19 protein-coding genes are annotated in these 23,844 nt (G+C 68.4%); 6 read left to right on the top strand and 13 right to left on the bottom strand.

The window, feature by feature from the left end; all coding sequences use genetic code 11:
• Positions 1-135: 135 nt before the first annotated feature.
• The 4 genes from ABS88_RS18095 to ABS88_RS18080 are packed head-to-tail and all read right to left on the bottom strand — an operon-like array spanning position 136 to position 5,357.
• Entirely contained in the window at positions 136-1,278 is a 1,143-nt protein-coding gene (locus ABS88_RS18095; RefSeq protein WP_067109405.1) for an alpha/beta hydrolase family protein, read from the bottom strand.
• Positions 1,279-1,290: 12 nt separating this feature from the next.
• Positions 1,291-1,863, bottom strand: a complete 573-nt coding sequence (locus tag ABS88_RS18090; RefSeq protein WP_067109407.1) for a VOC family protein — start codon at positions 1,861-1,863, stop codon at positions 1,291-1,293.
• Positions 1,864-1,885: 22 nt separating this feature from the next.
• A complete protein-coding gene (locus ABS88_RS18085) occupies positions 1,886-3,166 on the bottom strand; it encodes a cytochrome P450 (RefSeq protein ID WP_156483054.1) in 1,281 nt (426 codons plus the stop codon).
• 16 nt (positions 3,167-3,182) lie between these two features.
• Positions 3,183-5,357 (bottom strand): TonB-dependent receptor, encoded by a 2,175-nt coding sequence (locus tag ABS88_RS18080; RefSeq protein WP_286750255.1) that lies wholly within the window; start codon positions 5,355-5,357, stop codon positions 3,183-3,185.
• 316 nt (positions 5,358-5,673) lie between these two features.
• On the opposite strand from ABS88_RS18080, the gene ABS88_RS18075 reads away from it, so the two are divergent.
• The gene (locus ABS88_RS18075) at positions 5,674-7,062 is read left to right on the top strand and encodes a sulfatase-like hydrolase/transferase (protein WP_286750254.1); all 1,389 of its coding nucleotides are present in this window, start codon (positions 5,674-5,676) and stop codon (positions 7,060-7,062) included.
• Between the two features lie 25 nt (positions 7,063-7,087).
• Entirely contained in the window at positions 7,088-7,891 is an 804-nt protein-coding gene (locus ABS88_RS18070) for an enoyl-CoA hydratase/isomerase family protein (protein ID WP_076077389.1), read from the top strand.
• Here ABS88_RS18070 and ABS88_RS18065 read toward each other — a convergent pair.
• The 4 genes from ABS88_RS18065 to ABS88_RS18050 form a co-directional block, all read right to left on the bottom strand.
• Positions 7,882-8,352, bottom strand: coding sequence for a MarR family winged helix-turn-helix transcriptional regulator (locus ABS88_RS18065; protein ID WP_067109418.1), 471 nt, complete (start codon positions 8,350-8,352; stop codon positions 7,882-7,884). The two genes, ABS88_RS18070 and ABS88_RS18065, sit on opposite strands and share 10 nt — an antisense overlap.
• A gap of 118 nt (positions 8,353-8,470) precedes the next feature.
• Positions 8,471-9,712 carry a cytochrome P450 gene (locus ABS88_RS18060; RefSeq protein WP_158682362.1) on the bottom strand — a complete coding sequence of 414 codons (1,242 nt, stop codon included), beginning with the start codon at positions 9,710-9,712 and terminating at the stop codon, positions 8,471-8,473.
• 28 nt (positions 9,713-9,740) lie between these two features.
• A complete protein-coding gene (locus ABS88_RS18055; RefSeq protein ID WP_286750253.1) occupies positions 9,741-11,252 on the bottom strand; it encodes an AMP-binding protein in 1,512 nt (503 codons plus the stop codon).
• A 120-nt stretch (positions 11,253-11,372) separates the two neighbouring features.
• Positions 11,373-12,350 carry a flavin reductase gene (locus ABS88_RS18050; protein ID WP_286750252.1) on the bottom strand — a complete coding sequence of 326 codons (978 nt, stop codon included), beginning with the start codon at positions 12,348-12,350 and terminating at the stop codon, positions 11,373-11,375.
• 96 nt (positions 12,351-12,446) lie between these two features.
• Here ABS88_RS18050 and ABS88_RS18045 point away from each other — a divergent pair, with 96 nt between their 5' ends.
• Positions 12,447-13,682 carry an acyl-CoA dehydrogenase family protein gene (locus tag ABS88_RS18045; protein WP_207797328.1) on the top strand — a complete coding sequence of 412 codons (1,236 nt, stop codon included), beginning with the start codon at positions 12,447-12,449 and terminating at the stop codon, positions 13,680-13,682.
• 655 nt (positions 13,683-14,337) lie between these two features.
• Here the strand turns inward: ABS88_RS18045 and ABS88_RS18040 are convergent.
• Positions 14,338-14,994: a TetR/AcrR family transcriptional regulator gene (locus ABS88_RS18040; protein ID WP_234002533.1), complete on the bottom strand. Its 657-nt coding sequence runs from the start codon at positions 14,992-14,994 to the stop codon at positions 14,338-14,340.
• Positions 14,995-15,193: 199 nt separating this feature from the next.
• Between ABS88_RS18040 and ABS88_RS18035 the strand changes: the two genes are divergently transcribed.
• On the top strand, positions 15,194-17,521 hold the full coding sequence (locus tag ABS88_RS18035; RefSeq protein WP_104960195.1) for a TonB-dependent receptor: 2,328 nt from the start codon (positions 15,194-15,196) through the stop codon (positions 17,519-17,521).
• A gap of 54 nt (positions 17,522-17,575) precedes the next feature.
• Here ABS88_RS18035 and ABS88_RS18030 read toward each other — a convergent pair whose 3' ends face one another.
• The 4 genes from ABS88_RS18030 to hemC all read right to left on the bottom strand — a co-directional run bounded on the left by ABS88_RS18030 (position 17,576) and on the right by hemC (position 21,341).
• The gene (locus tag ABS88_RS18030; RefSeq protein WP_104960196.1) at positions 17,576-18,700 is read right to left on the bottom strand and encodes a CaiB/BaiF CoA transferase family protein; all 1,125 of its coding nucleotides are present in this window, start codon (positions 18,698-18,700) and stop codon (positions 17,576-17,578) included.
• Between the two features lie 68 nt (positions 18,701-18,768).
• Entirely contained in the window at positions 18,769-19,683 is a 915-nt protein-coding gene (locus tag ABS88_RS18025) for a mitofilin family membrane protein (protein WP_076073366.1), read from the bottom strand.
• Positions 19,684-19,692: 9 nt separating this feature from the next.
• A complete protein-coding gene (locus tag ABS88_RS18020; protein WP_076073367.1) occupies positions 19,693-20,391 on the bottom strand; it encodes a uroporphyrinogen-III synthase in 699 nt (232 codons plus the stop codon).
• Positions 20,388-21,341, bottom strand: a complete 954-nt coding sequence (gene hemC, locus ABS88_RS18015) for a hydroxymethylbilane synthase (RefSeq protein ID WP_067113800.1) — start codon at positions 21,339-21,341, stop codon at positions 20,388-20,390. Before hemC ends, ABS88_RS18020 begins: the two co-directional genes overlap by 4 nt.
• A gap of 442 nt (positions 21,342-21,783) precedes the next feature.
• On the opposite strand from hemC, the gene tsaD reads away from it, so the two are divergent.
• Together tsaD and ABS88_RS18005 are read left to right on the top strand one after the other, a co-directional pair.
• Positions 21,784-22,818 (top strand): tRNA (adenosine(37)-N6)-threonylcarbamoyltransferase complex transferase subunit TsaD, encoded by a 1,035-nt coding sequence (gene tsaD / locus ABS88_RS18010; RefSeq protein WP_076077396.1) that lies wholly within the window; start codon positions 21,784-21,786, stop codon positions 22,816-22,818.
• Positions 22,815-23,807, top strand: a complete 993-nt coding sequence (locus ABS88_RS18005; RefSeq protein WP_076073369.1) for an NAD(P)H-dependent glycerol-3-phosphate dehydrogenase — start codon at positions 22,815-22,817, stop codon at positions 23,805-23,807. Before tsaD ends, ABS88_RS18005 begins: the two co-directional genes overlap by 4 nt.
• Positions 23,808-23,844 lie beyond the last annotated feature (37 nt).

The raw sequence follows: 23,844 nt of genomic DNA, 5'->3' as shown, positions 1-23,844 counted from the left end.
CGGCCTAAGCTCCCGCCAGAAAATTGATAATTTCCCTGTTAATTCCTCAGAAACAGGGAATTTCCGACGGAGACCCGTTCGCTCCAGACTGCGTGGCGCGCCACACCGCTAAAAGCCATCCCGGAATATCGGCCTTCACCGCTGCGCCGCAATCCAGTCGTGGACGATGTCGGCGGCCTGCTGTGCCAGTTCGGGCTGCCCGAAATAATAATGGTTGGCGCCATCGATCACGTGATGGTCCTTGGTGCAATGGACCGCGGCGTCCATCAGCCGCGCCGCGTGGCTGGGCGTGCAGGCGTCGTCGGCGCTGTTCTCGATCACCAGCATCGGGCAGGCGATGCGCGCGGCGCATTTGAGGCCGTCGGCGTTGGATTCGTCATAGGCCCATTGCGACAGCCAGCTGCGCAGCGTGGTGAAGCGGGCAAGGCCGACCGGGCCGTCGTTGACGACCTTCGGGTCGCCCAGCATGCACCAGTTCGGCCTGCGGTCGCTGGGGTCGAGCGTCGGGTCGAGGAAGCGCGGGTCGGCCATCGTCCCCTGCACGGTGAAGCAGCGTTCGTGATCGGCGAGCCCCGCCACCTTCAGCGCCGCCAGTTCCTGTTTCGCCCACGCCGTGATGCGCCGGTTGCGCGCGATCTGTGCCGCGCGATATTCGGCGACGAACGCCGCCGAATAAGGCGGCCTGGGTCCATCCGCGGCATAGAGGTCGAGCCGGGCATCGCGGTCGAAGGGCCGCGTCTCGTCGGTGATCGACGGATCGAGCCATTCGGTAAGCGTCAGGTTGCGCGACAGATGCGCGGCGAGCAGCAGCACGCCGTCGGCGGGAATGAACTTCGCTGCGGTCAGGTCGTAGGGATCGCCCGCGGGCGTGTGCGTGACGCGCGGGTCCTGCGCCTCGGCCTGGTAGAACATCGACAGCGCGCCGCCCCCCGACCAGCCGCCGAGATAGACCTTGCTGTAGCCCAGCCGTTCCTTCGCATCGCGGATGCAGGCGGCGAAATCCATGACCGCGCGTTCCATGATCAGCGCCGTGTCGTTGCCGCGATAGCGGGTGTTGCAATAGATGGTGTGGACGCCGCGCTTCGCCAGCGTGCTGACCAGCGGCAGCCAGGCGCCGCCGCCGATCGGGTGCGAGAAGATGACGACGCTGTCCGACGGCACCTCGGGCCTCAGCAGATGCGCCTCGATCGCGACCTTGCCGATCTGCCCGCCATAAGTGTCCTTGAAGGCGCTGACCTCGTCGAAGACGACCAGATAGGGAATGCGTTCATATTTCATGCCGGTTCCCCCTCACGCGTCGCCGCGGCTGCGGCGGTCGAGCGCCTCGGCGCCGAATTTCGCTTCCTTCGCCGCGCGCGTGCGCTCGCTCCACCGGGCGAGCGTCTGCCCGAAGTTGCGCTGCTCCTCGTCGAGGATGCGGTCGTGATCGGCGGTGCGGTACGTCAGCTCGATCTGGATGCCGTTGGGGTCGTACATGTAGATGGAGCGGACGAAATGATGGTCGATCGGTCCGTGCGCGGTGACGCCGTGGGCGCGGATGCGGTCGCGCATCGCGATCAGGTCGTCCTCGCCCCCGACCTCGAACGCCCAGTGCATGTCGAAGCTGTCCTTGCGCGCGAACCACGCCGGGTCGGCCGATCCGGGGGCGTCGAAGAAGGCGATATGTTCGCCGTTCCGCATGCGGAAGAAGACATGCAGATAGGGATCGTCGGCGCCGCTGCCGGGCACCTCCTCGACGATGATGCCGGTCGGATCGGCGAGCCCCAGCACGTCGCGGTAGAACCAGATCGTCTGTTCGGCATCGCGGCAGCGAAAGGCGGCGTGGTGGACGCCGACGATCGGCCTGGGTTCGATGGATGTCATAGGGCCTCCTTGCGCGATGCCGTCAGCGGCCGCCCGGCGACAGCGATATGTCCAGCCGCTTCATGGCGAGGACGAAATTGGAACGGATATAGGTGGGGTCCGACACGACCTCGTAGCGGGGAAAGCGGCGCAGCAACGCCTCGAGGATCAGCGAGAGCTGGAGCATCGCAAGCCGCGAGCCGAGGCAGTGGTGGATGCCATAGCCGAAGGCGATGTGCCGGTTGGCGTTGGCGCGGCCGATGTCGAGCGCATAGGGATCGGCGAACAGCGCGGGATCGTGATTGGCCGCGCCATAGAGCATCGCGACGCGCTCGCCCGCCGCGACCTGCGCCGGTCCGACCTCGACGTCCCGCGTCGCGGTCCGCGCCATGTGGATGACGGGACTGAAGCGGCGCAGGATCTCCTGCACCGCGCGCGGGATCAGCGCGGGGTCGTCGACCAGCGCGCGCCGCTGGTCGGGATGGTTCGCGAGCAGCCAGATCGCGCCCGACAGCGAACTGCGCGTCGTTTCGTTGCCCGCGGCGATCAGGTTGGAGAAATAGCTGACCTGCTCGGTGCGGCTGAGCGGCCGTCCGTCGGGCAGCGTCGCGTGCGCGATGCAGCTGATCACATCGTCGCGCGGTTCGCGGCGGCGGCTTTCGAGCAGTGACCAGCCATAGTCGAAGATGGCGAGGTAGCGCTCGTTCGCCACCGCCTTCGACGGCGCGAGTTCGGGATCGTCGGTGCCGAAGACCGCGTTGGTGAATTCGAAGACGCGCCATTCGTCCTCGGGCGGCACGCCGATGATCGCGCAGATCGTGCTGATCGGCACCCGCGCGCCGATCTCTTCGACGAACTCCACCCGGTCGCGGCCGGCGAGTCCGGCCATCAGCCGGTCGACGCCCTGCCGCACGAGCGGTTCGACCGCGGCGATGCCCGACGGCATGAAGAAGGGCGTGACCAGCCGGCGGAACGGCGCATGCTCCGGCTCGTCCATCGACAGCATGAAGCGGCTGAGCACCTTGCCGATTTCCGGGTCCATCGACGCGCGGTGCGCGGTGTGGACGCGAAAGCCGCGCGCGGTGCTGAAATGCGCGCTGTCGGCGCTGATCGCCCGGATCGCCTCGTGATCGGTGGCGAGCCACAGCCGCTCGCCGTCGGCGCCTTCGACCGGCACGACGGGCCCCTGCCGCCGCAACGCATCGTATGCGGCATGCGGGTGGCCGGCGCGGAAGCAGTCGGGATCGACCAGGTCGAAGCGCCCGGTCGCCCCCACCGCCGCGTCTGCCGAAGGAGCCGGCGATGGAGCCGCCGCGACCGTCACGTCCGCCCCCGCCGCGTCAGAAGTTGAGTTTCGCCTGGACGGCGATCGTCCGCGGCGGATTGATGAACTTGGAAATGATCCCCGCCGCCAGCGGCGTGTTGAAGGCGTGCGAGCCGGTCAGCTTGTTGGTCAGATTCTTTCCGACCAGCGCCAGTTCCCACGCCTTGTCCGACGAGCGGACGCCGAGGCGCAGGTCGAGCTTGGCGAAGCTGCGCTGGACCGCGTCGGGGTTGTAGCTTTCCTCCAGATAGGTGTTGCTGCGGAAGGTCATGCCGCCGTTGGCGATGAAGTCGATCGCGCCGCTGACGGGCAGCGCGATATCGGCGAACAGCGTTCCGCTCCATCTCGGCGCGCGCGGCAATGGGCGGCCCGCGGCGTTGTTGTTCGCCGGGACGCAGGTCGGATTGTCGAACGGACAGGGCGCGCCGAGGAAATCGAGATAGGTCGAATCGAGATAGGCGAGCGAGCCGGTGAGCGAGACGCCGTCGGCCACGTCCAGGATGAAATCGCTTTCGAAGCCCTGGCTGCGCGCCTTGCCCGCGTTGGTCGTGATGAAGGCGGTCGAGACCGCGTCGAACGAACTGACCTGGAGATTCTTGAAGATGGTGCGATAGGCCGAGATGTTGAAGCGCAGCCGGCGGTCGAACAGCGCCACCTTGGCACCCGCCTCGATCGTTTCGGCGCTTTCGGGCTCGATCTCGAACTGCGCCGCGGTCGTCGTCGACTGCGCGCCGATGAAGCCGCCCGCCTTCGACCCCTGGCCGTAGGAGAGATAGAGCATCGCATCGGGAACGACGTCCCACTGGATCGCGGCCGACGGATCCCATTCGCGCTCGATCCGCTTGCCCGACAGCGGCGTGGCGAGCCAGGTCGGCTGCACGGCGCCGGTGTTCGCGCGCGTCTGATCCGCGATCTTGCGGTCATAGGTGTAGCGCAGGCTGCCGATCAGCCGCAGCGTGTCGCCGATGTGCCAGGTCGCGCTGCCGAAGCCCGACCATACGACATTCTCCTGCCGGAAGACGCGGTCGGCGCGGCCGTCGAACGGGCCGAACGCAATCAGCGTGGTCTGGAACAGGTCGTAGTCGTTCACATGGAAATAGCCGCCGACGATATATTCGAGCGCGCCGTTCGTCGGCGACGCGAGCCGGATTTCCTGCGACAGCTGGTCGAAATTCTCGCCGAAGGACGAGGCGAAGCTGGGGCTGGGACCGAAGTCGGCGTCGAGCCGCTTCTCGAAGCTGTAGGCGGAATAGCCGGTGATCGAGGTCAGCACATGGTCGCCGATCTCGATATTGGCGGTCGCCGAGGCGTTGAAATTCTTCGTGTTGTCGTAATCCTTGTCGACGAAGCCGGGAAAGCCGCTCGTCGAGCGTTCGAGGTCGGGGTCGTTGGGGGTCAGGAAGCGTTCGACGGGGTTGCCGGTCAGGTCGACCTTGCCGCCCTCGACCTTGACCAGCACATCGACCGGCCCGCCCGAATCGAGCAGCACCGAGGCGCGGCCGAACCAGGCCTCGCGCTTGGTCTCGTTGCCGCCCTGGATCAGGTTCCGGACATAGCCGTGGGACTTTTCATACTGGCCGGCGAGGCGGACGCTGACGAGGTCGGACACCGGGCCGGACACCATGCCGAACAGCCGCCCGCCACCCAGCTCGAATTCATAGCTGGCGTCGATCTGGCCGCGGAAATCGCGCGTCGGCTTCGCGCTGACGACGCTGATCGCGCCGGCGCTGGTGTTCTTGCCGACCAGCGCGCCCTGCGGCCCGCGCAGCACCTCGATCCGCTCGACGTCGAGGAAGGGGGCCTGGAACTGGCGCGCGTGGCCGCCGTAGATGCCGTCGACGAACAGGCCGACGGTCTGTTCGAAGGCGAGGTTTCCGGGCTGCGAGCCGATGCCGCGAATGTAGAAGGCATTGTTGCCGGGCGTCGTCTGGACATAGAGGTTGGGGACGTAGCGATCGAGCTCGTTGAAATCCTTGATGCCCATGTCGGCGAGCTGTTCGCCGCCGACGACCGACATAGAGATCGGCACGTCCTGGATGTCCTGCTCGCGCTTCTGCGCGGTGACGACGATGACATTGTCGCTGCTCGCCGCTCCGGGGGCAGCCTGCTGCGCGAACGCGGGCGCGCCGAGCGCGACCGAGCCGACCGAAGCAATCAGAAGAGCACGACGACGAACCGTGCGGACAGTCACTCCCTGCATCCCTCATCTCCCTTTTCGGAACCGGCTCCTGCGATCGGGCCGACCCTTCGTTGCACGACTGCCCGGGGGCGGACCCCTCTGGCATTCCTGTGGGAGAAGCTTAGATTGAAGTCTAAGTATTGTAAAGTAGCTTGACATTTTTTACAGTGGTCCGCACGTTGGACGAGCGGCACAAACGCCGGAAATCCGACATATTTGGCGAGACATATCAATCGGATCGCCATGACGTATGTGAAAGTTTTTTACGTTATCCCGTGCGGCGATCGGAGCCGGAAAGACACGGGGATCGACGGGAAGAGGAGGTCTTATGTGGTCGCGGCGCAACATGGTGAAGGCAGGCGCGGCATCGGTCGTCGCCGGCATGGCGAGCGCGACCGGTTTCGCGCGATCCCCCCGGCGCGATGCGCCCAACATCGTCTTCATCCTCGCCGACGATCTGGGCGTTGCCGATCTCGGCTGTTTCGGACGCGAGGATTTCCAGACGCCGCATCTCGATCGCCTCGCCGCGGGCGGGATCGCGCTCGACCGGGCCTATTCCAATTCGAGCGTCTGTTCGCCGACGCGCCTCGCGCTGATGACCGGGCGCTATCAATATCGCCTGCCGGGCGGGCTCGACGAGCCGCTGGGGGTGCATCTCGACCTCGGCCTGCCGCCGTCGGTCGCGACCCTGCCCAGCCTGCTGAAGCGCGCGGGCTATGCGACCTCGCTGGTCGGCAAGTGGCACCTCGGCGGCCTGCCGCAATATGGCCCGCTCAGGAGCGGCTACGACCGCTTCTTCGGCATCTATCAGGGCGGCGCCGACTATTTCCAGCATGGCATGACGATTCGCGGCAAATTCATCCACGACCTGTGGGAGGACGAAACCGAGATTCATCGCCACGGCTATCTGACCGACCTGATCACCGCGCGCAGCGTCGACGAGATGGCGCGGCTGTCGCAGGCGAAGCAGCCCTTCCTGCTCAGCGTCCATTATACCGCGCCGCACTGGCCGTGGGAGGGGCCCGAGGACGAGGCGGTCGCGAAGACGATCCGCGATTCCTTCCATTATGACGGCGGCAGCAACGCGGTCTATGCGGCGATGGTCAAGAGCCTCGACGACGGCGTCGGCCGGATTCTCGAGGCGATCGAGGCGAGCGGGCAGGCCGGCAACACGATCGTCGTCTTCACCAGCGACAACGGCGGCGAGCGTTTCTCGAAGGTCTGGCCGTTCCGCGGCATGAAGGGCGAATTGCTCGAAGGGGGCATCCGCGTCCCGGCGATCTTCCGCTGGCCGGGCCACGTCCCGGCCGGCACCCGCAGCGCGCTGACCAACATCACCATGGACTGGGTGCCGACCCTGCTCGCCGCCGCCGGGGCGGAGGCGCCGGCCGGGCTCGGGCTCGAAGGGCGCGACCTGCTGCCCGATCTGGCCGCCGGAAGCGCCGGGCCCGACCGCCTGCTCTTCTGGCGCCACAAGGCGCAGGACCAGCGCGCGGCGATGCGCGGCGCGATGAAATATCTGGCGATGAGCGGGCACGAGTTCCTGTTCGACGTCGCCGCCGACCCGCGCGAGGTCGCCAACCTCCGGACGGTCCGCCCCGACGTCTTCGACGCGCTGAAGGCCGAGTTCGCGGCGTGGGACAAGCAGATGCTGCCCTATCTCGATTCGACCTTCAGCTACGAACTGCGCGGCAACGGCCATCTCGCCGGCTATTGAGCCGACCGGCCGACAGGATATGGGCATGACCACGGATGCACCCCTGCTGATCGAACGGCGCGGCGACGTCGAATGGGTGACGCTCAACCGGCCCGGGCGGCTCAACGCGCTCGACGACCGGCTGACGGCCGAACTGCGCGACTATTTCGAGCGGCTCTATCGCCGCCGCGACTGCCGCATCGTCGTGCTGCGCGGCGCCGGCCAGGCTTTCTGCGCGGGGCTCGACCTGGCGAGCGACCAGGCGCGGCGCTTCGCCGAGGGCGGGCTCGCCGAGGCGATGGATGTCCAGCGCGACATCCGCGACATCATGCTGGCGATGCGCCGCTGCCCGCAGCCGATCCTCGCGCTGATGCACGGCGCGGCGGCCGGCGGCGGCTTCGTCCTCGCGCTCGCCGCCGACATCCGCATCGCGACCCCCGACACGCGGATGAGCGCCGCCTTCATCAAGGTCGGCCTCGGAGGCTGCGACGTCGGGGCGAGCTATCTGCTGCCGCGGCTGATCGGCGCCTCCCCCGCCGCTTCGATCCTGTTCACCGGGCGCGACCTGTCCGCCGACCGCGCGCTGACGCTGGGCCTGCTGTCCGACGTCGTCGCGCCCGAGGCGCTGGAATCGACCGCCGAAGCCTATCTCGCCGCGATGCGCGCGACAGCGCCGGAGGCGCTGCGGATGACGAAGCAATGCTTCAACCACAGCCTCGACGCGCCGAGTTTCGAGGCGGCGCTCGCGATGGAGGATCGCAACCAGCTGTTGCTGGGGAACGAGCCCGCCTTTCGCGAAGGCCGGGCCGCCTTCCTCGAAAAGCGAGCGCCGCGCTTCGATCAGCCCTGATCGCGCGGCGCTTCGGGGTCGGGCTTCGAATCGAGCGTGACGGGGTCGCCCCACGGCTGGCGGAAGGCGCTGCGCAGCGCATCGATCTGCTGCTGGCCGATGCGATAGGCCAGGACGTCGGTCACTTCGCGCACGATGCGGTTCGCATTCTTGCGCATCCAGCGCCCCTTTTCGGTGAGCGCGACGATCTTGACCCGCTTGTCGCCGGGATCGGGGCGCAGCTCGAAAACGCCTCGCTTGACGAGCGATCCGATGGTCAGGTGGACCGCCTGCCGCGTCAGGCGCAGGTTGCGCGCGATTTCGGCGGGGCGCACGATGTTCATCTGGACGTGGATCATGATCATCGATTCGGTTCGCGACAGTTGCGGAATGCCCGCCGCCTTCAGGCTGCGCTGCAGGCTTTCGTCGAACCATTCGAACCCCTCCATCAGGGATACGAACAGAAATTCGGTTTCGATCACGACGCAAATCCCCTGCCGCCCGGCCCGGCCCGGCGATACACGGCAGCCGCCGAAAGGTTAAGTCGCTTGACGAGACGCGGGGCGGGCTACCGCGACGCCGCGGTAACCGATAACCCCTTCAACGCCGCTCGGGGCCCAGATGAACGGCGAGATGCTTGATCCCGCACACGAAATTGCTCTGAAGATAGGCCGGGTCCCGCACCGCGCCGATTTCGGGGAACCGGCCCAGCAACGCGCGCAGGATCGCATTCAGCTGCAGCGCCGCGATCCGCGCGCCGAGGCAATGGTGGATGCCGATTCCGAACGACAGGTGGCGCGCCGCGTTCGGCCGCGCGATGTCGAGCCGGTGCGGATCGTCGAACATTTCGGGGTCGCGGTTGGCCGCGCCATAGAGCATGGCGACGCGGTCGCCGGCCGCGATCGGTTGCCCGCCCACCTCGACGTCCGACCGGGCGACGCGCATCATCTGGATGACCGGGGTGACGAAGCGCAGCAACTCGGGGATCGCCCGCGCGATCAGATCGGGATTTTCGGCGAGCATCCGCCGCTGGTCGGGCGCGGCGCTCAGCGCGACGATGCTGCCCGACAGCGAATTGCGCGTCGTTTCGTTGCCCGCTGCCAGCAGCAGGGTGAACATCCCGCGCCGGACGTTCCGCATCCCTGCCTCTTCGCCGCCGAACATCTGCGCCACCACGCTCAGCAGGTCGTCGCCGGGCTCGGCCGAACGGCGTTCGAGAAGCCGGGTGCCATAATCGAAGACCTCCTCGAACACGGCGTTCGAATCCTCGGCGCTCGCGCCATATTCGGGGTCGGACGTGCCGACCAGCCGGTTCGTCCAGTCGAAGACGCGCGCCCGGTCGGCCTCGGGAATGTCGAGCAGCAGGCACAGCGTGCGAATGGGGACCACCGCCGCCACCCGCGTGACGAACTCGATTTCCGTGTTGGCGGGCAGCGCCGCCACCATGTCGCGAACGAAGCTGTCGATCCGGGCCTCGAGCCGGTGCAGCGCCGACGGCAGGAAATGCGCCTGCATCGGCCGGCGGATTCGCGTATGGTCGGGCGGATCCATGGTCAGCAGCGTGCTGGTGATCGCTTCGCGGATATGCGGCTTCAAGGCCGCGACGCCGCCCTGCTCGAAGACCCGGAAACCCTGGGTCGAGGTGAAATTCGCGGTGTCGCGCGAAACGGCCTCGACGTCCCGGTGCCGCGTCAGGACCCAGATCGGCGGCGATCGGCCGTCGCCGGGATTGCGATAGACCGGCTCCGCCGCCCGGATCGCGTCATAGACGGCAAAGGGATGACCGTCGCGGAAGGTTTCGGACCGGGTGAGATCGAACGGCCTCGTCCGTGTGTCGAGCATGGGTCGCTTGTCCTTTCCGTGGTCGTGGTCATGGCGCATCGCCGATCCGCGCATCGCGGAGCGCCCGCTTCAGCACCTTGCCGGCGGCGGACCGCGGAAGCGGCTCGGCAAGGAATTCATAGCTTTTCGGAATCTTGTATCCGGCGATCCGTTCGCGGCAGACGCTATCGAGATCGGCTCCGGCCGGGGGCTCGGCGCCTTCGGCCACCACCAGGATCGCGTGGACGCGCTCTCCCCAGTCGGGGTCGGGCAGACCGATGACCGCGCTTTCGATGACCGCCGGGTGATAGGACAGCGCATTCTCGACCTCGATCGAATAGACATTCTCGGCGCCCGAGACGATCATGTCCTTCAGCCGGTCGGTGATGAAGAGATAGCCGTCGGCGTTGCGATAGCCCGCATCGCGCGTGTGCAGCCAGCCGTCGCGCAGCACCTCGGCGGTTTCCTCCGGCCGGCCGAGATAGCCCATCATCACATTGTCGCCGCGCCCGACGATCTCGCCCACCTCGCCCGGCGCGCATTCGCGGCCCTGCGGGTCGAGGATGCGGATGTCGTACCCCACGCAGGGCCGGCCGCACGAGCGCAGCAGCGCGGGATCGGCGTCGGCGGCGTGATCCGCGGGCGACAGGAAGGTCGCGGCCGGGAATTCCGTCTGGCCATAGCCCTGGACGAAGCGAATCCCCGGAAACTGGCGCCGCGCCCTTTCGAGCGAGGCGGCCGCCATCGGCGACCCGCCATAGCCGAGGTAGCGTAGCTGCGACAGGTCGAGCCCGCGGTCGGCGGCTTCGCGGGTCAGCCGCTCGATCATCACCGGGACGGTGAAGCAGTGGGTGACGCCGAAGCGCGCGAAATCGGCGAGCATCGCCCCGCAATCGAAGGCGGGGCGAAAGACATGGGTGCCGGCGGCCATGGTGCCGAACAGCGTGCCGATGTCGGCGAGGTGGAACATCGGCGCGGCGTGGAAGAGCACGTCGCCCGGGGCGAAATCGATATGCGCGAGAAGGTTCATCGCCATCGCGGTCAGATTGCCGTGGCTGAGCATCACGCCCTTCGGCAGCCCGGTCGTGCCGCCGGTGTAGAAGATGCCCGCGAGTTCGCCCGCGCCGTCATGTTCGGCGCGCGGTTCCGCCGCCGCGGCGAGCGCCGGCAGCTCCGCATCGAGCGAAAGGGTACGCGCGACCGCGCCGCGTGCGCGCAGTTCCGCCGCCGCGCCCGCGAACGCCGCATCGTGAAGCAGAAGGCCCACCTGCGCATCGCGAAGCTGGAAATCGAGTTCGGCGACGGCGAGCCGCGTGTTGAGCGGCACGAGGACGCCGCCGCACCACGGCACCGCGTACCACGCCTCGAAATAGGCGATGCCGTTGTGCGCGAGGACCGCGACGCGCCGCTCGGGATCGATTCCCGCATCGGCGAGGACGGCGGCGATGCGCGCCACGCGATCGGCGATCTCGCGCCACGTCAGAGCGCGCTCCCCCTCGATCGCGGCGATCCTGTCCGGCGCCGCCCGCGCGGCCCGGACGAGCGCGTTGCTCACCCTCATCCCATGATTCCTCTTGTCAATTTAATTGACAATATTATCGGGACGGCGCGACGTGTCAATGACGGCGCGGCGCAGCAGGCGCGCGCGACCGGCAAGCAGGATATTGGCCGGAGACCGGCGCTAGGCGGGCAGCGCGCCCCAATCCTGGCCGAGCGCGGCGCGCAGCGCCTTCAGCGCGCGGGCGCCGATGCGCTCGCCGATCGTGCGTTCGAGCTGCATGAGAATCTCGAGCGCGTCGGCGCGCAGTTGCGCGGACTTTTCGCTGAAACCGACGAGCGAGGCCCGCTTGTCGTCGGGGTCCGGTTCGACGGTGATCAGCCCCTGTTCGCCCATTTCCTGGAGCATCTTGCTCACCGCCTGCCGCGAGATGCCGAGGTTGCGCGCGATGTCGGACGGCCGGTGGATGCCGAGCGCGATATTGGCGAGCGTGAACGATTGCGACCGCGAGATGCTCTGCCAGCCGCGCGCCTTGAGCGCTGACTGCAACCCTTCGTCGAACCAGTAGAAGGCGCGCATCAGATCCATCATCAGATAACCGTCGTTCATCCCGTCCGCTTCGCCTGTTTTGCGCGATTGCGCAACCAGGTTGAGCGCGGCCTGCGTCAGCGGGAAGAAATAGGCGCCGTCGTGAAAGGCCAGCGGCGCCGGGGCCGCACCGTGGGCGATATCGACGATCTCGCCGATCACCACGACATGCGTGCCGTGGTCGACGCATTGGGCGATGCGCAAGACCATCGCCGCGCAGCCGTCGGCGAGCCGCGGCGGCTTTCCCGCCTCGAGCAGCCATTCGCCGACCGCGAACTTGTCCTCGCCCGCCGCGCCGCCGCCGCAGCGGCGCGACACCTCTTCCTGCTCCTCCGACAGCAGGCTGAGGCCGATCTCGGTTCCCTCGGCCACTGCGGTATAGGTGGCATTGGACCGGTTGATGCACACCAGCATCGACGGCGGGTCCATGCTCACCTCGCAGAAAGCGGTGGCGGCCATGGCATGGCGCACGCCGCGATGCTCGGCGGTGAGCACCGCGACGGGGCGCACCAGCCCGCGTAGCGCAAGGCGCAGCGCGGCGGCGATCTCCTGAGTGGTTTGCGGCTTTTCCATCGCCCTCCCTTGCCATCCCCTATAATATTAGTCAACTAAGTTGACATTATAGAGCGCGTGACTATGACTCGCTCCGGAAATTGGAAGGAGAGGATGATGACCGAACCCCTGGCCGATCGCCGCATTCCGGCGGGCGACGATTATCTGAGCCGCGAGGAACTGGACGCGATCACCCCCGAGGGGCTGATCGAGCGCACGCGCGCGCTAAAGCCGCTGGTCGCCGCGCGCGCGGCCTCGGCCGAGCGCCAGCGGCGTCCCGACGACGAGGTATGGAATGCACTGCGCCGCAGTGGCTATTTCTATCTTTACGTGCCGCGGCGCTTCGGCGGGCTGGAGTTCGACCCCGACACCTATATCAGCGCGACGCTGCCGATCGCCGAGGCCTGTCCCTCGACCGGCTGGACCGCCTGCTTCGCCGCCGAGCATAACTGGCTGATCGCGCAGCTGCCCGAAGCGACGCAGGCCGAGGTGTGGGGCAGGACCCCCTACGTCATCGCCCCCAGCGTCGCCGCGCCGCCGGGAACGGCGACCCCGGTCGAGGGCGGCTATCGCCTGTCCGGCCGCTGGAAGTGGGGCACGGTGGTGATGCACGCCGACTGGGTGCTGCTCAACGCGCTGGAGGCGCGGGAGGGCGCGCCGCCGATCGTGCGCATGATGCTGCTTCCCGCCGATCAGGTGCGCGTGATCGACACGTGGCACATGGCGGGCATGGCGGCGACGGGAAGCAACGACATCGTCGCCGAGGACGTCTTCGTCCCCGCCGGCTATCAGTTCGCGGTGCAGCCGGTCCGTTCGGGGCGCGGCAACGGCCGCGCACTTTATGGTCCCGGCCTTTACGGCTCGCCGATGCTGCCCAATCTGTGCGTGACCGCGTCGATCCCGGCGCTCGGCGCCGCGCGGCAGGCGATCGCGCTGTGCGGCGAGCGGCTGAAGAACCATGTCAAGATGGGCAGCGGCAACGCCAGCGTCGAAAAGCCCGCGGCGCAGATGCGCCTCGCGCGCGCCGACCTGCTGGCGCGGTCCGCCGAGCGCACGATCCGCTGGGCCGCGAAGGAGAATCTGGCGATCGGCGAAATCGACGAGCCCGAACAGACGACCGAGCGCATCCGCCTTCGCGCCGAAATCGCCATCGCGGTCCAGCAATGCGTCGAGGCGGTCCGGACGTGCTGCGAGGCGGTGGGATCGAGCGTCCATGCGCTCGACAACCCGATGCAGCGCCTGCTGCGCGACGTGCAGGTCATGCAGAGCCACATCGTCTATGACCTCGACGTCGCGACCGAACTGCATGGCCGCGCGCTCGTCGGACTGCCGCCGAACTCGCTCCTGCTTTAGAGCATCGAGCATTAAATCTGAACCGTTTGCCCAAGGGGGCCGTTCTTTCTTTCGGCGCCGCAAGAAGAAGGACGGTGCTTCGACAAGCTCAGCACGAACGGCAGAAAGGGTGATGCAGATTTAACGCACGACAGCTCATCGCCGCCGGAAAACCGCCAAAGGTCGCCATCACTGCTATCATGCGAAAAATCATCGTCACCGCAAACGCTCTCCTCAAAGCCAATAGACTCTGGGTCAAAGTACGCGCTTGACCATCACGGATACTCTAAGACCCGTGGGGATTCGGATTTCGGCACGGTTTCTCTTTTCCGCCACCCTGACCTTGTCCGGCAATGATCCCCTTTCGACAAGTCACCGTTCCCCGGCGAAAGCCGGGGGCCATGCGGGGCGGCGCTGTGCCATCTGGACCCCGGCTTTCGCCGGGGAACAGCGCCTGACCTGACTGAAGGGTATAGATGCCAGCCTGTTTCAGAGCCTGCCCCCGGACCCGATCGGGGGGGCATGGTCCGCCCTCGTCTGAAAGGCGGCGCAAAAGGGAAGGTCCGGCCATGGATGCTGAAACAAGTTCAGCATGACGAATCGATGAGGCAGCGTGCCGAACGCCGAATCCCCACAGGCCTTAAAGGATGCGCCGCGCGCGGACCGCGCCGGCGCGTCAATCGCGCTTCGCCAGCCCGTTCGCCAGCAGGTCGTTCGCGGTCCGCGCGACCGCCTCGATATCGGCGTCGGCGTCCCACAGGCCATAGCGCATGCCGAGGAAGACGTTCATGCCGGCGATCGCCCAGGCGGCGACCTCGCCGGCGTCGGCGCGAATCTCGCCGCGCGCCGCGCCGCTCGCCAGCCGCTGGCGGATACGCTCGACCGTCGTTTCATAGTGGCGGCGGTAACTGGCGTAATCGACGAACTCCGCCTCGTCGATGATGCGATAGATTTCCCGATGCTCGCGCACGAAGCCGAGGAAGGATTCGAGGCCGATGCGCTCGGCGGCGATCTCGTCGGGCGCGGCCTGGACGATCGGCGTGACATGATCGCGCAATTGCTCACTCATGTAACGGACGAGCGCCTGGAAGATCTCCTCCTTCGAATCGAAATAGGTGTAGAAGCTACCGAGCGCGGTTCCCGCGCGGCGGGTGATGCCGCTGATCGACGCGTCGTGAAAACCGCGCTCGCCGAACTCGACCGCCGCAGCGTCGAGCAGCTTGCGCAGCGTGCGCCGGCCGCGCTCGGTGCGCGGCGCCTTATCCGGATTGCCCGGATTGGCCGGGTTATCCGGATTGCCGGCTTCGGCTCCCGCCGTCTGCGCCCGATCCATGACTGCCTTCCATCTCCCCAGTCTCCGGCCTTTCTGCATCGTGGCTTTTATGCATCGCTGACAAGCAAAAAAACCGGGGCTGAAGTTCAAAGTTGAAACCCGGTTCAACTTTCATTATTGGGTGGCTCGCGGCTTGGCAAGCGCCAGCCCCGAAAAATCAAACGGACGGCAAGGGGCCGTCCGTCCATGGGAGAGTCACATGCGTCCGTTCGCCCGCCGCCTCCGCACTGCTATCTGCGCGACCAGCGCGCTGTCGCTGCTCGCCTTCACCCCCGCCGCCTTCGCGCAGCAGGACGAAGGCGCGAGCAACGACGACAGCGCCGAAATCATCGTCACCGCGCGCCGCCGCGACGAACGGCTGATCGACGTGCCGATCGCCGTCACCGCGCTGTCGGCGGACACGCTGTCCAAGGCCGGGGCGATCGACATCACCGACGTCGCCAACATGGCGCCCAACACGACGCTGGAAAATTCGCGCGGCACCAATTCGACGCTCACCGCCTTCATCCGCGGCGTCGGCCAGCAGGACCCGGTGCCGGGGTTCGAGGCGGGCATCGGCATCTATCTCGACGACGTCTATCTGAACCGGCCGCAGGGCGCGGTTCTCGACATCTATGACGTCGAGCGGATCGAGGTGCTGCGCGGTCCGCAGGGCACGCTCTATGGCCGCAACACGATCGGCGGCGCCGTCAAATATGTGACGCGCGCGCTCAACCCCGATTCGCCCGAGCTGCGCATCCGCGGCACGCTGGGCACCTACAAGCAGGCCGACCTCGTCGTCACCGCAAGCGCGCCGATCAGCGACATCGTCCGCGTCGGCGGCTCGGTCGCGCGCCTGTCGCGCGGCGGCTTCGGCGACAATCTGAACATCAAGGGGCTGGAAAACTACAACAAGGACGTCTGGGCCGGCCGCGCGACGGTCGAAATGGGCGGCAACGGCGCGCCGGTGCTCATCCGCATCTCGGGCGACTACACGCGCGACAAGTCCGATCCGCGTAACGGCCACCGCCTGATCCCCGGGCTCGTCTCGGGCGCGCCGGTGCTCGACAATGTCTACGACACGCGCGCCGGGCTCAACGACCCCAGGCAGGACGTCAAGGCCTATGGCCTTGCGATGAACGTCTCGGCCGAACTCGGCGACACGGTGACGCTGCGGTCGATCAGCGCGTGGCGCAAGGACACCAGCTTCACGCCGATCGATTTCGACGCGCTGCCGTCGGTCGACGTCGACGTGCCCGCCGTCTATCGCAACGAGCAGCTCAGCCAGGAATTCCAGCTTCTCTATGAGGGCGACCGGCTGCACGGCCTCGTCGGCTTCTATTATCTCGATGCCAAGGCGGCGACCTCGTTCGACGTGCTGCTGGGGCTGTCCGGCGACCGCCTCTATGGGCTTCCCGGCCTCAACGGCTACACGGCGGGCGACGTGCGGACGAACACCTGGTCGGTGTTCGGCGACGCCACCATCGACTTCACCGACCAGCTCAGCCTGTCGGTCGGCGGCCGCTATACGAACGACAAGCGCAATGCCTTCATCTACAAGGCGAACCGGATCACCGGCCTGTCGCCCGAATTCGGCGGCACGCTCGACCCGATCGCGATCGCGGTCGCGACCGATTTCCGGGGCGAGCGCACGTTCAAGGAATTCACCCCGCGCGCTTCGCTGAGCTTCAAGCCCGACGCCGACAACATGATCTACGCCTCCTATTCGAAGGGCTTCAAGGGCGGCGGCTTCGACCCGCGCGGATCGGGCACGTCGGCGCCGATCAGCAACCCTTCGGCGGGCCGCACCTATGAGGATATCTACAACTTCCTCGCCTTCGATCCCGAAAAGGTCGACAGCTACGAAATCGGCTACAAGGGCTCGCTGCTCGACCGCCGCCTGACGCTCAGCCTTGCCGGATTCTACATGGACTATAAGGATGTGCAGATTCCCGGCTCGGTGGGCTGCACCGTCGGCGGGGTACAGACCTTCTGCGGCATCACCACCAATGCCGCGAAGGCGCGGCTTCAGGGCATCGAGGCCGAGGCGAACGCCATCCTCGCGCGCGATTTCGCGGGTGCCGGCTCGACCTTCCGCTTCAACGGCGGGTTCGGCTATATCGACGCCAAGTACAAGCGCTTCATCGGCCCCACCGGCGACGATGTCGCCAACCAGCGCACGTTCCAGAACACGCCCAAATGGACGGCGATGGGCTCGCTCGCGGCGGGCATCCCCGCGATGGGTGGCATGGTCGATGCCTCGACCGGCCTCACCTATCGCAGCAAGACGCATCAGTTCGAGGTGCCGATCCCGGCGCTCGACCAGCCCGGCTATGTGCTGTGGGACGCAAGCCTCGTCTGGACCGCCGACGGCGGCGATTATTCGATCGGGCTGCACGGCAAGAATCTGACCGACAAGCGCTATATCACCTCGGGCTATAATTATCAGAACGCCGCCGGCGTCTCGACGCTGGGCGACGAGGGCGTGCTGACCGCCTTCTACGGCAACCCACGGCAGGTCTTCGTCACCGGCACGGTCAAATTCTGACCCGCCGCACCGTCAAAAAGGGGGAAAGGGGCGTCCGTAGCGGCGCCCCTTTTTCTATGGGTGTCCGCCGAGCGGCGGCGCGGCGGTCGCGGCGACCATGCGTTCGCCGTCGATGACGATCGGGCTCGCGACGCCGTCGATCGATGCGCCTTCGGGGCGGAAGCGCATCCCGCGCGCGATCACCTGCGGGTCGGCGAAGACGCCGGCGAGGTCGTTGATCGGCCCGGCGGGCACGCCTTCGGCCTCGAGCGCGAGCGACAGCGGCTGGCCTTCCCAGGTCGCGATCTTCGCCGCGAGCAGCGGGATCAGCTCGGCGCGGTTGGCCAGCCGTGCCGCGTTGGTCGCGAAGCGCGGGTCGTCGCCCCATTGCGGCTCGCCCAGGATCGCGCAGAGCTTGCGATACTGCCCGTCGTTGCCGACCGCGACGACGAGCTGGCCGTCGGCGGTCGCGAACGCCTGATAGGGCACGACATTGGCGTGGCCGTTGCCCATGCGCTTCGGCGCCACGCCGCTCGCCAGATAATTGGCGGCCTGGTTCGCGAGCACCGCGACCTGCGCGTCGAGCAAGGCCATATCGACATGCGCGCCCGCGCCGGTGACGTCACGGCGCCGCAGCGCCGCGAGGATCGCGACCGTCGCATACATGCCGGTGAAGATGTCGGCATAGGCGATCCCCGCCTTCTGCGGCGCTCCGTCGGGTTCGCCGGTCAGCGACATGAAACCGCTCATCGCCTGGACGATGAAGTCGTAGCCGGCGCGGTGCGCGTAGGGACCGGTCTGGCCGAAGCCGGTGATCGAACAGACGATCAGGCGCGGGAAATCGGCGCGCAGCCGCGCGGGATCGAGCCCATATTTGACCAGCCCGCCGACCTTGTAATTCTCGATCACGACATCGGCGTCGGCGAGCAGCGCGCGCACCTCGGCCTGTCCCTGCGCGGTCGCGATGTCGATCGCGACGCTGCGCTTGCCGCGGTTGCAGCTGTGATAATAAGCGGCGCCCAGATTCGCGCCGTCCTCGTCCGTGACGAAGGGCGGCCCCCAGTGGCGGGTGTCGTCGCCCGCGACCGGCCGCTCGACCTTGACCACCTCGGCGCCGAGGTCGGCGAGCAATTGCCCGCACCACGGCCCCGCGAGCACGCGCGCCAGCTCGACGACGCGCAGACCTTCCAGCGGCCTCATCCCGGGAAAAAGCGCTGCGGGTCGGCGAGAGCCATGGCGATGTTCCTTTGGAGTGCGGCCCGGAAATCCTAGGGCGTGGTTTCGGCCTGCTTGCGGACCATCGCGGCGGCCTGGCCGTCGCGCGGCTCCAATATCGCCGCGGTTTCGATCAGGTCGAGCGCGCGGCGCGCCTCGTGATAGCGGCGCGCGTCGATCAGCCACTCGGTCGCCGCCTCGGCACCGGGCAGCGCCTGCACCTCTTCGATCGCCTTGTCCACCTGCCCGCCCGCCAGATAGCGGCGCGCCCGGTCGAGCCGTTCCGACGCGCGCGTCGACTGGCTGCCCGCCGGCCGCACGACGAACAGTTCGCCGAACTCGCGCTTGATGCCGGTCCACAGATTGCCGTTGCCGTCGCTCCGCCCGACGAGCTGCGGCGCCAGACCGTCGAGGTCGCTGCGCAGCTGTTCGAGCGTGATCGGATCGCGCGAGGTGTCGATGATCGTCTTGACCGCATTGGGCTGATCGTCGCCGAAGCGCAGGCGCAGCTGCGCGTCGAGATAGCCGAGCGACAGGCCGCGATCGAGCGCGCGGCGCACCGCGAAGGCGACGAGCAGCCCCTCCGCGCGCGAGGCGTTGCCCGACGCCGACGCCGCCTCGATCGTGATGCGCGACAGTCTTTGTTCGAGTTCGGCGACCCGCGCCGCGAGCGCATTGGCGCCGTCGACCGGCGCGACGACGAGCGCCGGCTGGCTCGCCGCCGCAGCCGGCGCAGCCGCCTCGTCGGCGCCGCCCGCCACCGGCACGCCGCCGGGAACGGGCGCTTCGAGGACCTTCGCCACCGGCGGCGCCTGCCGGCCGGTCATCAGCCGGCTCATCGCCCAGCCGCCGCCGACCAGGCCGATCAGCAGCAGCAGGAGCGCCCCGATCGCGAGCATCCGCAACGACGGCCCCCGGCCCTGGACACTCGGTTCGGCGCGCGCCATTTTGTCGCTGTCGATTGCCATATTCTTCTTTCAGACGACCCTGTGCGCGCCCTTGTGGCACAAAGCATGCGCCTCTGCCAACATCGCGGCGTCATCGGGCCGCGCGGCGAGTGAAACCGCGCGCCATCCCCGGCCCGCGCGCGCAGCGACCGATTCGCTGATCGCGACCAGCGCCAGATGATCGCGCGCGCCCCCGGTCAGCGCCGCGATTCGCGCGGCCGCGCGCCCCGAATAGGCGAGCAGCACCGCGGGCCTTTCGATCAGCGCCGCCCATTCGGACGGCGGATCGACCGGATCGACGGCATAGCAGGGAAGCGGCGTCAGCACGGTCGCACCGGCGACCAGCGGCGAATGATCGCGCCCGCACAGCCACAGCACGCGCCGGGCGCCCCGTGACGGCATGGCATCGATCAGCGTCTGCCCGTCACTGTCCCCCGTGACCGCGACGTGCAGGCCCGCCGCCGTCGCCGCGGCGGCCGAGGGCGCCCCCACCGCGTGCACCGGCAGCGCGGCAAGCCGCGCCAGCCCGGGCCCCGCCAGCCGCATCGCCTGCGCGCTCGTCACCAGCAGCGCGTCGAAATCGTCCGGATCGGGCACCGTCCAGCCCAGCGCGCGCGCCGCGAACAGCGGCAGGTGCCGCGCGTCGAGCCCCATCGCCCGCGCGCGCGCCACGGTCGCCGCACCGCCGGGGTCGGCGCGCGTCACCAGCAGCGGCAGCGCGGCCGTCATGCCGCGAACAGCCGCCGCACCGCATCGGGCGCCTCGTCGAGCAGGCGCCGCGCCAGCGTCGCGGCGTCGGCGGGGCCGGCCACCTGCGTCCAGCCCGCGACATGATCGGCGCCGTCCTCCGAATAGATTTCGGCATCGAGGCGCAGCGCGCCATCGTCCAGCCAGCGCGCATGCGCCGCGACCGGCGAGCGGCAGTCCCCGCCCAGCGCGGCAAGGAACGCGCGCTCCGCGGCGACCGCGGCATGCGTCGGCGCATGATCGACGGCGGCGATCAGCGCGCGCAGCGGGGCATCCTCCGCCCGGCATTCGATGCCGATCGCGCCTTGCGAGGCGGCGGGCAGCAGCAGGTCGATCGGCTGCGCCGTGCCGATCGCGTCCATGCCGAGCCGCGCGAGTCCCGCCGCGGCGAGCAGCGTCGCATCGGCATCGCCCGCCGCGAGCTTGGCAAGCCGCGTCGCGACATTGCCGCGCAGCAGCGGGGTTTCGAGGTCGGGCCGGATGCGCCGCACCTGCGCCGCGCGGCGCGGGCTGCTCGTCCCCAGCCGCGCGCCGTGCGGCAGGTCGGCGATCGTCCGCGCGGTGCCGCCGTCGGGCACCACCATCCGGTCGCGCGGATCGGCGCGTTCGAGCATCGCGGCGAGGAAGAAGCGCTCGTCGCGCAGCGTTTCGACATCCTTGAGCGAATGCACCGCCATGTCGATGACCTTCGCGTCGAGCGCGATATCGAGTTCGCGCGTCCACAGCGCCTTGCCCCCGACCTCGGCCAGCGCGCGGTCCTGGATCTTGTCGCCGGTCGCGGTCATCGGCAGGATTTCGAGCGCGCGCGGGTCGAGGCCGTGCGCCGCGACGAGCGCCGCCGCCGCGAGATTCGCCTGCGCCATCGCGAGCGGCGAGGCGCGGGTGCCGATACGCAGCGGGCTGGCGGGCGTGGGAAGCGGGATCGAAGTCATGCGGCCTGCTAGACCATGATGACATCGAATGGAAACGTCATTGCGAGCGGCGAATGACGAAGAGGGTCAATCCAAAATCATCAGAGTCCAGTCACCCGGAGCGGGCGCATAGGGGCGTGCCCCCGCGAAGGCGGGGACCCGGTGCGGTGGAACGCAAACCCCGATTTCCTCCGCTCTGGGCTCCCGCCTTCGCGGGAGCACGGGGTTTTGTTTTGCGAAAAAACGGAATCCCCACAGGCCATAGACCATGATGGCATTAGAAGGATTCGTCATTGCGAGCGGCGAAGCCGCGCGGCAATCCAGAGCAGGCGCAAACCGCTCTGGATTGCTTCCCCCGGATCAGGTCCGGGGCCCGCAATGACGAAGTAGAGTCAATCCAAAGTCATCGGTCTGGCGCGGCTTGCCCTGCCGATAAAGGGGCGGGTATGGGTTGCGCAGCAATATGACCCTGATCCTCGGCCTCGAATCGAGCTGCGACGAAACCGCGGCCGCCCTGGTGGACACGAACCGCCGCATCCTCGCGCATCGCGTCGCCGGGCAGGAGGCCGAGCATCGCCCCTATGGCGGCGTGGTGCCGGAGATCGCGGCGCGCGCGCATGTCGACCGCCTCGCCCCGCTCGTCGAAGCCGTGCTCGCCGATGCGGGACTCGCGCTGGCGGACGTCGACGCGATCGCCGCGACCGCCGGTCCCGGCCTGATCGGCGGGGTGATGGTCGGGCTCGTGACCGGCAAGGCGCTCGCGCACGCGGCGGGCAAGCCGCTGATCGCGGTCAATCATCTCGAAGGCCACGCGCTCAGCCCGCGCCTCACCGATGCGGAGCTGGCATTTCCCTATCTGCTGCTGCTCGTCTCGGGCGGCCATTGCCAGCTGCTGCTCGTCGAGGGCGTCGGCGCCTACCGCCGCCTCGCGACGACGATCGACGATGCGGCGGGCGAGGCGTTCGACAAGACCGCAAAGCTGCTCGGGCTCGGCTATCCGGGCGGACCGGCGGTCGAACGCATCGCGCGGGACGGCGACCCGCACGCGGTGCCGCTGCCGCGTCCGCTCGTCGGCAGCGCCGAGCCGCATTTCTCCTTCGCCGGGCTCAAGAGCGCGGTCGCGCGCGCGGCGGCCTCGGGCGAGCATCGCACCGCCGACCTCGCCGCCTCCTTCCAGCAGGCGGTCGTCGACTGCCTCGTCGACCGCAGCCGCATCGCGCTCGCTGCCTGCCCCCAGGCCACCGCCTTCGTCGTCGCGGGGGGCGTCGCCGCCAACGGCGCGATCCGCACCGCGCTCGCCGACCTCGCGCACCGCTTCGACAGGCGCTTCGTCGCGCCGCCGCTGTGGCTGTGCACCGACAATGGCGCGATGATCGCCTGGGCGGGCGCCGAGCGCTTCGCCGCCGGGCTGACCGATCCGCTCGACGTCGCCGCGCGCCCGCGCTGGCCGCTCGATCCCGCCGCCGAGGCCGTGCGCGGCGCCGGGGTGAAGGCATGACGTCCTTCGCCCGCTTCGGCGTTATCGGCGGGGGGGCGTGGGGGACCGCGCTCGCGCAATTGCTCGCGGCCGACGGCGCTCCGGTGCTGCTGTGGGCGCGCGAGGCGGAGGTGACGGCGGCGATCAATGCCGAGCATCGCAATCCGCTCTTCCTGCCCGGCGCGCCGCTCTCGCCGTCGCTGCGCGCGACCGGCGTTCTCGCTGACCTCGCCGGCCTCGACGCGCTGCTGATCGTCGTGCCCGTGCCCTATCTGCGCGCCGTCCTGGCCGACCTGCCGATGGATACCGCGCCGCTGATCTTCTGCAGCAAGGGGATGGAGGCGGGCAGCTTCGCCTTTCCGGTCGACATCGCCCGCGCGCTGTTTCCCGAACGGCCGCTCGCCGTCCTCTCGGGCCCCACCTTCGCGCACGAGGTCGCCGCCGGGCTACCGACCGCGATCACGCTGGCCGCGGCCGATCCGGCGCTCGCCGATGCGCTGGCCCGCGCGCTCGCGCGCCCGCATTTCCGCCCCTATGCCTCGACCGACATGATCGGTGCGGAGATCGGCGGGGCGGTCAAGAATATCCTCGCGATCGCCTGCGGCATCGTCGATGGGGCCGGGCTGGGGCTGAATGCGCGCGCCGCGCTAATCAGCCGCGGCTTCGCGGAGATGACGCGCTTCGGCCTCACGCGCGGCGCCCAGGCCGAAACGCTCGCGGGACTGGCCGGGCTCGGCGATCTCGTCCTCACCTGCACCTCGTCCAATTCGCGCAATTTCGCGCTCGGCCAGGGACTCGGGCGCGGGGAAAGCGCCGCCGTCCTGATGCGCGACCGCCGCACCGTGGCCGAGGGTGCGTTCAGCGCGCCGGTGATCGCCGAGGCGGCCCGCGCCGGGGGCATCGACATGCCGATCACCGACACCGTCGCGCGGCTGGTCGCGGGCGAGACGGGGGTCGCCCAGGCCATTCAGGCCCTGCTCAGCCGCCCGCTGCGACGCGAAGGCGCGTGAGACACCGCCGATGACATACCGCGCGCAATTGCCTGCC

Source organism: Sphingopyxis sp. SCN 67-31 (genome assembly GCF_001725095.1).
This window is presented reverse-complemented; position numbering and strand designations above follow the sequence as displayed.

Excerpts from the sequence above, each read along its gene's own strand:
- tsaD (WP_076077396.1), top strand. The coding sequence starts at position 21,784 with ATGACCCTGATCCTCGGCCTCGAATCGAGCTGCGACGAAACCGCGGCC.
- ABS88_RS18055 (WP_286750253.1), bottom strand. The coding sequence starts at position 11,252 with ATGAGGGTGAGCAACGCGCTCGTCCGGGCCGCGCGGGCGGCGCCGGAC.
- ABS88_RS18040 (WP_234002533.1), bottom strand. The coding sequence starts at position 14,994 with ATGGATCGGGCGCAGACGGCGGGAGCCGAAGCCGGCAATCCGGATAAC.
- ABS88_RS18025 (WP_076073366.1), bottom strand. The coding sequence starts at position 19,683 with ATGGCAATCGACAGCGACAAAATGGCGCGCGCCGAACCGAGTGTCCAG.
- ABS88_RS18060 (WP_158682362.1), bottom strand. The coding sequence starts at position 9,712 with ATGCTCGACACACGGACGAGGCCGTTCGATCTCACCCGGTCCGAAACC.
- ABS88_RS18050 (WP_286750252.1), bottom strand. The coding sequence starts at position 12,350 with ATGGAAAAGCCGCAAACCACTCAGGAGATCGCCGCCGCGCTGCGCCTT.
- ABS88_RS18075 (WP_286750254.1), top strand. The coding sequence starts at position 5,674 with ATGTGGTCGCGGCGCAACATGGTGAAGGCAGGCGCGGCATCGGTCGTC.
- ABS88_RS18035 (WP_104960195.1), top strand. The coding sequence starts at position 15,194 with ATGCGTCCGTTCGCCCGCCGCCTCCGCACTGCTATCTGCGCGACCAGC.
- ABS88_RS18020 (WP_076073367.1), bottom strand. The coding sequence starts at position 20,391 with ATGACGGCCGCGCTGCCGCTGCTGGTGACGCGCGCCGACCCCGGCGGT.
- ABS88_RS18090 (WP_067109407.1), bottom strand. The coding sequence starts at position 1,863 with ATGACATCCATCGAACCCAGGCCGATCGTCGGCGTCCACCACGCCGCC.
- ABS88_RS18095 (WP_067109405.1), bottom strand. The coding sequence starts at position 1,278 with ATGAAATATGAACGCATTCCCTATCTGGTCGTCTTCGACGAGGTCAGC.
- ABS88_RS18070 (WP_076077389.1), top strand. The coding sequence starts at position 7,088 with ATGACCACGGATGCACCCCTGCTGATCGAACGGCGCGGCGACGTCGAA.
- ABS88_RS18005 (WP_076073369.1), top strand. The coding sequence starts at position 22,815 with ATGACGTCCTTCGCCCGCTTCGGCGTTATCGGCGGGGGGGCGTGGGGG.
- ABS88_RS18045 (WP_207797328.1), top strand. The coding sequence starts at position 12,447 with ATGACCGAACCCCTGGCCGATCGCCGCATTCCGGCGGGCGACGATTAT.
- hemC (WP_067113800.1), bottom strand. The coding sequence starts at position 21,341 with ATGACTTCGATCCCGCTTCCCACGCCCGCCAGCCCGCTGCGTATCGGC.
- ABS88_RS18030 (WP_104960196.1), bottom strand. The coding sequence starts at position 18,700 with ATGAGGCCGCTGGAAGGTCTGCGCGTCGTCGAGCTGGCGCGCGTGCTC.